The following is a 7,644-nucleotide window of genomic DNA, read 5'->3' on the forward strand; positions in this document are numbered from 1 at the left end:
GGGCTTAACTCGGCCATCTGAAACTCCTGTCTGAGAGGTGGGATGCAACACCCACGATCCTCTCAGACAGGGGACCCATCACGCTAACTCGCCGACCCCGCCGCGATAGCGGCTTCGTTCAATCCCCTTTAGAATCGGAAAATCACGAACGCGCTCTAACAGCGAATCCCTTGCGGCGGCGCAGCCTGTTACGCGGCGACCGCCGGCTTGATCAGCGCTGGAGCGTCGTCGCCGACGCCGGAGCGGGCTCATGCGGCTGCTTGACCGCCGATCGCGTAAAGGTGGGGTGGACGCCCGACCGTCGAAGGCGTCGCCGCGATGTTTACGAGCATCAACGGCCGCGACGTCACGTCGGAAGAGTTGGCGCGTGTGGCGGATCGATTTGAAATTAGCCCCGTGGGGATGCCCGCCGGGGGCTGGCCGCATAAATTAAGGTTAACGCTGCGTGTGCGCAGGCGCACTTCCGGCGTCGCCCGCTCTTGCTACTACGCTTCCATCGAACAGTAGATGGAGGGGGTCATGTCGACTTACTTGGATTGGGAAGTAGCTCAGGAGTCGACGCGCAGGCAGCTTCGCGTGTCGATTTTAATGGTAGCCGCCATGGCGGCTGCGGCGTTCGCAATCGGCTTTGTGATGCCCGTTAATTCCGCCCACAAGGCGCCGCCGACGGCGGCTAACGGCGTCTTTGCTGGTCGCCTGATAATGATGACGGAATAACCGGAACGTCATTCAGCGAATGGCGAAACTTGCCCTTTCGGCGGTGACGACTGGCTCGACTAGCGTCGCGTCGTCATCACCGACACCCGATCGGTTGACGCGCGGCGAGACGGTCCATTCCTGCAAAGCGTCCTCGGGCGGCGGGCGCAACAATGGGTTGGGATCGCCGCCAGCCATCCAAGCGTTCGCGTCACGCCATTCGAGGATCACCGGCATGCGGTCGTGAAAACGGCTCATCCAATCGTTCGCCGGCCCGACGATGATCGTCGCCGAGTCTACCGCCGCGTCGCTCTCAGGATCGCGCCAAGTTTCCCACAATCCGGCAAACGCCGGCGGCGCGCCGCTTCGCGCGCTGAAATAATGTGGCGTCTTGGCGGGGGGCTGCCGGTCCATTCATAGAAGCCCAACGCCGGTATGACGCAGCGGCGCGACTTGAACGCCGAGCGAAACATTGGCTTCTCAACGACTGTCTCGGCGCGGGCGTTAAACGTCGAAGGAAGTTCGTTGAGTGGCTTTTTCCACCATGACGGCACGAGCCCCCAGCGCATCGGGACAAGCTCATTGCCGCCCCCCGCAGGACGGATGACTTCAACTCTGGTCGTCGGGGCGATGTTGTAGCGCGGTGCCAGATTGCGCGGTTGGCCGATCAGGTCAGCGAGCCGGTGAAGCGCTTCCCAGGAGAGATGCTGTGTGAAACGTCCGCACATGGCGGGAGCATAGCAGGTTGACGCAACGATGTGGCAAAGGTCGTTAGCCGAAATTAACATCAGGGCGGACTGGGCGGACTGGCTCCAAACTTATGCGACACGCCGGAACGTTCTGAAATGAAACTTTTGCACTGCATGCCAGGGCGTTGCATGCTGATGGCGGCGACTGTCGATATCGGTAGCCGTTTCGCCGGGCGAGCGCTTCAGGCTTCGAAGGGGCGCATCATTCGATCAAGCGCTCACCTCATCGCCCACATTCTGCAAAAACCGTTAGCGGACAGGGCGGTGAATTCTGCCGTAACATATTGAGTTTAATGGCTCCATGGCGTCGAAGAAACTGAGAAATATGAATTCGCGATCAGCCTCCTCCGGGATGCGCCACAGTCGCCGAACATGCGCAAGCGCGACCGGGATCGCGCAGAAGCGCTACGCCTGGCCGGCGGTCCGCCGCCATCGCTCCGGGATCGCGCCGTTGCTCGGGCGCTAGAACGGGGCGAGGTGCGGACCCGCGATCTAACGGACGCCGGTATTCCACGGTGTTATCCCTCCAGGATGTGCGAGGAGGGTCTGCTCGCGAAGTTCGGCCAAGGGCGGTATCGGGCCGTCATTCCGAAGGCTGCTGAATCTCGTCGCGTTGTGGCCAACTGCGGATTGTCCACTTTGCCGACGCCAACCGCGAGAAGCGGACCTCAGACGAGCGTCGGCATTCCGTCATTCAACACAACGCGCCGGAACCAATAAGCGTGGAGGAGCGGAGAACCCTCACCTCGCCGAGATCGCCGGCGAGCGGATCCGGGAAGCGGAAGCACGGCGGCGCGTGAGAGACGTGAGAATCTCCCACTTTCTCACGCTAGCTCACGCTTTCGCCGAACGTGATGGCACAAGCTGACAGGGGATCGAAATGACCCGCCCGACGCACTCGCCCTCGCGATGAATTTTTCCGCTGGCGGGGACAGGCGTCTCTGCGGAAGGAGCCTTGTGTCCGTCCTCGCTCGACCAGGCCTCGATCAGGTCCGCTCCGTCGTAAAGTTCGACCCGGTGATTGTCGGTGGAATTTTTATAGCGCGCCACAACGCCGCCGAAATTGCTGCGCGCCCGGCTGGCGTCGCGATCTCGTAGCGTTCCGAGTTGCTTCGCGCCCTTCCAGATGACGATGTTGAAACGTGGTTCACTCGATCGATTGGCATTCATTTTTGTAGCCCCGATTTCGAATCGCCTGTGTTCATGCTTGCATAATTCGCGCAGCTTATGACGTAGCCCCTTAATTGCCCGGACACGGCCCACTCTTAAGATAAGGGTTAAGAGTAATGCCGCGTCTATGACTGGTTCTTTTCCGAAAGTTGCCATCGGACTCATCGGCTTGATCGACCCGCCGCGTCCGGAGGCCGTCGATGCCATCCGACAGTGCGCCGCCGCTGGCTTGTCCGTGGCTGCGACGGCGACGGCGGCGTCAAATATTCCGACGACCTCGCCAAAACCATCGCGGCGGGCGCCGACGTCGTCATGATCGGATCGCTGTTCGCGGGCGCCGAGGAGTCGCCCGGCGAGGTGTTTCTGTATCAGGGCCGCTGATTCAAGGCCTATCGCGGCATGGGGTCAGTCGGGGCGATGACGGCGGGATCGGCGACGCGCCATTTCCAGGGTGACGTGAAGGCGCAGCTCAAACTCGTGCCCGAGGGCATCGAGGGGCAGGTGCCTTATCGCGGCCCGATGCGCCGATCCTCTCTCAGCTCGCGGGCGGGCTGCGCGCGGCGATGGGCTATGTCGGCACCCCGACGATCAGAGAGTTTCAGGAGCGCGCGCAATTCGTGCGCATCACCAACGCCGGGCGCGAGAGCCATGTGCATGACGTCGCTATCACCCGCGAGAGCCCGAACTACCCGACAGGCGTTTGAGAAGCGCCAATAAAAGGGGGCCGCGCAACGACCCCTAAGTCATGGGAGAAAAGTGAAGGAGGAAACGTCTTAGTCTATAGTAGAGCCTCAGAAGTGAGCGCCAAATATGCGAATGATGAGAGTAAATGCGCTCGTCTAATCTGCTCGCGCCCCTCACCATTCGTCCTAAGTCTATGACCGAAATTAGTTCTCCGCGTCATTCGAATTGATGATGACCGCAACTTTTTTGCAGCGCGACTCAAGGGGGCGCGCTGCCGATCTCATGCCCATCATCGACGAACTCAAAGCGAACGGCAGATCACTCGCACAGATCGCCAAGGAGCTAAATGCGAGAGGCATCAAGACTCCGCGAGGCGGCGAATGGCAAGCAACGCAGGTCGCGCGCGTTATTGCGCACCACCAGATAGAAGGTATTGATGAAAAGCCGCAGAGGCCATTAGAGGGCGGGAACGGTTCAAGCCGCTCCCACTCCTCGTCGATCAAATCCGTCGGGTAATGCGTGGTTTTCTTGAAAATCTCGCAGCGTTCTTGGGCGCCGATAATTTTGCTAAACGGCTGAAGGCGCAGCGAAGCCTGACAACCTCACGAAAATGTCTGTAAAATCTGGAAAGATGAGCCAGCCATCTTCAACAGATGACCCGACCCAGCTCACCGCGGGACTATACACCTAAGGGCGCGATAGAGCCGTGAAGTCGAGGACGAGACCTCCCCAATGAGTTTTCAAACCCTGATTCTAGTCGCGCTGAAGGCCAGCATCGCACTGAGCGTGTTCGCAATTGGCCTCGACTCCCAGCCAAACGATGCCGCCTACCTTCTCCGCCGACCCGCGCAGCTTGCGCGGTCGCTGCTGGCGATGGACATAATCATGCCTGTGGTCGCGGTAGCGATCGTGGCGGCGTTCAATCTACCCGAAGCTATAGAAGTCTCGCTCGTGGCGCTTGCTGTCTCTCCCGCTCCACCCATTCTCCCGAAAAAGCAAATCAAGGCGCACGGAGAGCCATCCTACGCCATCGCATTGTTGGTTTTCGCCGCAGTGGCTGCAGTTGTATACATTCCGGTAGCAATCGAGTTGCTCAACCAATTCTCGCAGATGCCCATCCATATGCGGGCTTGGCCAATCGCTCATCTGGTGCTTGTGACAGTTCTTGCGCCGTTGGTGGCGGGAATGCTCGTCAGGCAATTTGCTCCCGCGATCGCCTTGCAAATCTCCAAACCTGTCGCGCTTATCGCCGCTGTGTCGCTTGCCATCAGCATTCTGCCCGTCCTTTACTCTGCTTGGCCGGCCATCATCGCCCTCGTCGGAAATGGAACAATCGTGGCTATTGCCGCCTTCGTGTTCGTTGGGCTCGCCGTCGGACATATGCTCGGCGGCCCCGACTCCCATCATAGGACCGTGCTCGCGCTCGCGACGGCCACACGACATCCTGGCATCGCGTTGGCGATTGGCTCGACAAATTTTCCAGAGCAGAAGGCGGTCTTGCCCGCGATCCTGCTTTACGTGGTCCTTTGCGCCATCTTCACGATTCCTTATACTGTTTGGCGCAAACGCACGCAGCTTTGATCTCTGGAAAGGACGCGCTTGTTACCGTGCAATATAAGGGTTGCGCTTATGTGCGCGCAGGGATGTTTTGTGAGATGCTCCAAATGCTTCGACCTCTTCTTGCAATCACCGCTTTGCTAATCATCCCTCTGATGACGTTGCAAAGCGGGTTGGCTCGGGAAGCAGTGAATTTCTCATCGCCGGCGCCGTCGCCGCCCGGCACGATCGTCATCAACTCGCCCCAGCGTAAACTGTATCGTCGATGAAGACGGCTTCGACGAGAAGTCTGGGCTTTACGTCCAGGCGCCGGCAAGCATCGAACCGATCGGCGAGCATGCCGGCGAAGCGGAGGCCCGCGAGGCGGTGAAGTTACTTTGGCTTCCGTTCGAGAATTTTCCCTTCGCCGACGCGGCAGGCGTCGCGAACGGCCTCGTATCGCGTTCTGTGTTTCTCGCGGCCCTGCTGACCGCAGTCGTCCGCCGACTGTTGTCGACCGCGCCGGGCTTCCTCATCAGCGCGACGGCACCAGGTTCCGGCAAAACGCTGCTTGCATTGTGTCTCGCATCGTTGATGTCGGCGGACATGCCCGACGTGCTTGGCGTGCCCGAAGGCGTCGACGAAAACGAACTGAGCAAACTATTGCTCGCCAAGGCGATCAACGGCTCGCCAATTTTGCTGATGGACAATATCGCAAGCGTGTTCAGTTCGGCCGCATTGTGCGGTTTCCTCACGTCGCCGGTCTATGAGGGACGAATCTTAGGCGTCTCGCAGACGACAAGGGTTCCGACGAACAGCTTGCTTGTGCTGACCGGTAACAAGCCGGTCATCATCGGCGACCTGAACCGGCGTCTGTTGCGCTGCGAATTGGACCCAGGGATGGAGGCGCCGCATAAGCGCGCCTTTAATCTCGACCCGCTCGAATACTGCCGGGGCCGCCGGCTCGACATGGTGCGCGCCGGCTTGATCCTGTTGCGCGCATGGCACAACGCAGGCTCCCCAACATTTACGCATGACCGGACAGCGAGCTTCGAGGCATGGTCGGACACGATCCGGCAATGCGTGATCTGGATCGGCCGCAATGACTGGCTCGACGTTGACGATCCCGTCGCGTCCATCGACGCCGGTTTCGAGGCGGACCCCGATATGCGAAAGCTCGACGCCCTCCTGCGGGCGTGGGAGGCGGAATTTGGCGCAGCGCGCCAGCCCGTTAAGGCGTTGCGGCCGTATGCGATGGACCGCGACACAGAGCTTTTCGACGCGCTCGACGAGATCGGCGCTATCGAGCGCGGCGAATTGAACCCACGGCGTATCGGGCGATGGATCGAGGCGCGCGCCGGGAGAGTCGTTGAAGGGCGCCGCTTCGTGCAGGACGGTTCCCGGTCGAACACGCTCCTTTGGCGCGTGGAGGTTCTGGACCAGAGCGAGTGTCAGCACGAAAATGGTGAGTTTGGTGAGTTTGGTGAGTTTTCTACCAGCTACGCGCGAAACGAAAAATCGTATGAAAATGAAAATGGGAATGGGCTGAAACAAACTCACCAAACTCACCAAACTCACCAAAACCCGCCCTGGCGTCGCCCCAAGGGCGACGGCCAATGAGCACGCTCCAGCGGCCTTCGTTCTGCTGTGCGACGTGTAAGGCGGAAAGCAGTTGAGAGAGACAAGGATCTAAACCATGGCCACCGGGAAAAAGCTGACCCGCAAAAACGAAGAGTTTGTCCGGCAGTATCTTCTGGATCTCAACGCTGCCGCCGCCTATCGCCGCGCCGGCTACACTGCGCGGGGTAATTCTGCTGAAGTCAATGCGGCGAGGCTGCTCAGAAATGCTCAGGTCGCCGAGGCGATTGACAAAGCGATGGCCGAACGCGCCGCTCGAACAGAAGTCAGCGCCGATCGCGTGTTGCGCGAACTCGCCAAGGTCGCCTTCTTCGACCCGCGCAAGGCGCTCAAGTACGACGGCTCGCTCAGACCTCTCTCCGAAATGGACGACGACACAGCGGCGGCCATCGCCTCCCTCGATGTGGTCGAAATCGGTGGTGACGAAAGCGGCGTCACTCGCAAGGTGCGATTGACCGACAAGCTGCGCGCCCTCGAATTGATCGGGAAGCACCTCAATATGTTCCGGGATCGGCTGGAGGTTGCCGGCTTGACGCCAAAGACCTCAATCAGAGAAGACCCTAAGAGGATTTGCTGCATTTCCAACATTTTTTTAGAGGCTTGACAAAATTCTTGCCGTTTTCAGCTGATTGAGGAGTTTCAACGCAAGACCCATCCGCGTGTGGCTTCTCTCAAGCATCGTTCAACGTACTCTCCAATTGCAACGTGCTTCTTTTCGTCAGTTAGAGGCGAATCTGCCATCGCATAGTGAGCCGACATCTGGCAATCCGTAATTAAACGTCCGAGGGCTTCATCTTTTTCTCCACTGCCGCACGCCGATAGTGATATTGCGCTTGACATGAAAACGAAGCCACATATTTGGGCTGCCTTAAAGGCACCTCGAAAAATTCCCTCTTCCAACCGTTACGCAAATCAGATTCAAACCTCGCAGGCTCTGAACGTAGGAATTTGGCGTGGGACAGCTTGGTTTCTTCGATTTGAGTCGACGCTATGAAGAGCTCGACGCCAAGAACGATCCACTGGTTCCCATCGCGACGTTGGTTGCATGGGAGTCGTTCCGGCCGAAGCTGAAGGCGGCGTTGATCAAAGGCGAGCTCCGCAAGCACGACGCGGAACGCAGGAGTTCGGCGGGGCGCAAGCCATGGGATGAAGTGGTGATCTTTAAAGCGCT

8 protein-coding genes and 2 pseudogenes are annotated in these 7,644 nt (G+C 59.3%); 7 read left to right on the top strand and 3 right to left on the bottom strand.

The window, feature by feature from the left end:
- Positions 1 to 519: 519 nt before the first annotated feature.
- On the top strand, positions 520 to 717 hold the full coding sequence (locus QZ964_RS13465; RefSeq protein WP_292532169.1) for a hypothetical protein: 198 nt from the start codon (positions 520 to 522) through the stop codon (positions 715 to 717).
- A gap of 12 nt (positions 718 to 729) precedes the next feature.
- Here the strand turns inward: QZ964_RS13465 and QZ964_RS13470 are convergent, their stop codons facing one another.
- From QZ964_RS13470 to QZ964_RS13480, 3 genes are all read right to left on the bottom strand, one after another.
- On the bottom strand, positions 730 to 1,110 hold the full coding sequence (locus tag QZ964_RS13470) for an SOS response-associated peptidase (RefSeq protein ID WP_292532170.1): 381 nt from the start codon (positions 1,108 to 1,110) through the stop codon (positions 730 to 732).
- Positions 993 to 1,484, bottom strand: coding sequence for an SOS response-associated peptidase (locus QZ964_RS13475; protein WP_367119274.1), 492 nt, complete (start codon positions 1,482 to 1,484; stop codon positions 993 to 995). Before QZ964_RS13475 ends, QZ964_RS13470 begins: the two co-directional genes overlap by 118 nt.
- A 795-nt stretch (positions 1,485 to 2,279) precedes the next feature.
- Positions 2,280 to 2,822, bottom strand: a complete 543-nt coding sequence (locus QZ964_RS13480) for a hypothetical protein (RefSeq protein WP_292532172.1) — start codon at positions 2,820 to 2,822, stop codon at positions 2,280 to 2,282.
- Positions 2,823 to 2,861: 39 nt separating this feature from the next.
- Between QZ964_RS13480 and QZ964_RS13485 the strand changes: the two are divergent.
- From QZ964_RS13485 to QZ964_RS13510, 6 genes and pseudogenes are all read left to right on the top strand, one after another.
- A pseudogene (locus QZ964_RS13485) lies at positions 2,862 to 3,319 on the top strand (IMP dehydrogenase); the annotation flags it as partial.
- Positions 3,320 to 3,527: 208 nt separating this feature from the next.
- Entirely contained in the window at positions 3,528 to 3,815 is a 288-nt protein-coding gene (locus tag QZ964_RS13490) for a recombinase family protein (protein ID WP_292532173.1), read from the top strand.
- A gap of 216 nt (positions 3,816 to 4,031) precedes the next feature.
- Positions 4,032 to 4,880: a Na+-dependent transporter gene (locus QZ964_RS13495; RefSeq protein ID WP_292532174.1), complete on the top strand. Its 849-nt coding sequence runs from the start codon at positions 4,032 to 4,034 to the stop codon at positions 4,878 to 4,880.
- A gap of 342 nt (positions 4,881 to 5,222) precedes the next feature.
- On the top strand, positions 5,223 to 6,455 hold the full coding sequence (locus tag QZ964_RS13500) for a hypothetical protein (protein WP_292532175.1): 1,233 nt from the start codon (positions 5,223 to 5,225) through the stop codon (positions 6,453 to 6,455).
- A 76-nt stretch (positions 6,456 to 6,531) separates the two neighbouring features.
- Positions 6,532 to 7,077, top strand: a complete 546-nt coding sequence (locus QZ964_RS13505) for a terminase small subunit (protein WP_292532176.1) — start codon at positions 6,532 to 6,534, stop codon at positions 7,075 to 7,077.
- A gap of 349 nt (positions 7,078 to 7,426) precedes the next feature.
- Positions 7,427 to 7,644 (top strand): annotated as a pseudogene (locus QZ964_RS13510) (IS5/IS1182 family transposase); the annotation flags it as partial.

The organism is Methylocystis sp. (assembly GCF_021731785.1).
Lineage (GTDB): Bacteria > Pseudomonadota > Alphaproteobacteria > Rhizobiales > Beijerinckiaceae > Methylocystis.

Coding starts and splice junctions, on each gene's coding strand:
- QZ964_RS13470 (WP_292532170.1), bottom strand. CDS start 1,110: ATGGACCGGCAGCCCCCCGCCAAGACGCCACATTATTTCAGCGCGCGA.
- QZ964_RS13475 (WP_367119274.1), bottom strand. CDS start 1,484: ATGTTAATTTCGGCTAACGACCTTTGCCACATCGTTGCGTCAACCTGC.
- QZ964_RS13480 (WP_292532172.1), bottom strand. CDS start 2,822: ATGGCATCGACGGCCTCCGGACGCGGCGGGTCGATCAAGCCGATGAGT.
- QZ964_RS13495 (WP_292532174.1), top strand. CDS start 4,032: ATGAGTTTTCAAACCCTGATTCTAGTCGCGCTGAAGGCCAGCATCGCA.
- QZ964_RS13490 (WP_292532173.1), top strand. CDS start 3,528: ATGATGACCGCAACTTTTTTGCAGCGCGACTCAAGGGGGCGCGCTGCC.
- QZ964_RS13505 (WP_292532176.1), top strand. CDS start 6,532: ATGGCCACCGGGAAAAAGCTGACCCGCAAAAACGAAGAGTTTGTCCGG.
- QZ964_RS13465 (WP_292532169.1), top strand. CDS start 520: ATGTCGACTTACTTGGATTGGGAAGTAGCTCAGGAGTCGACGCGCAGG.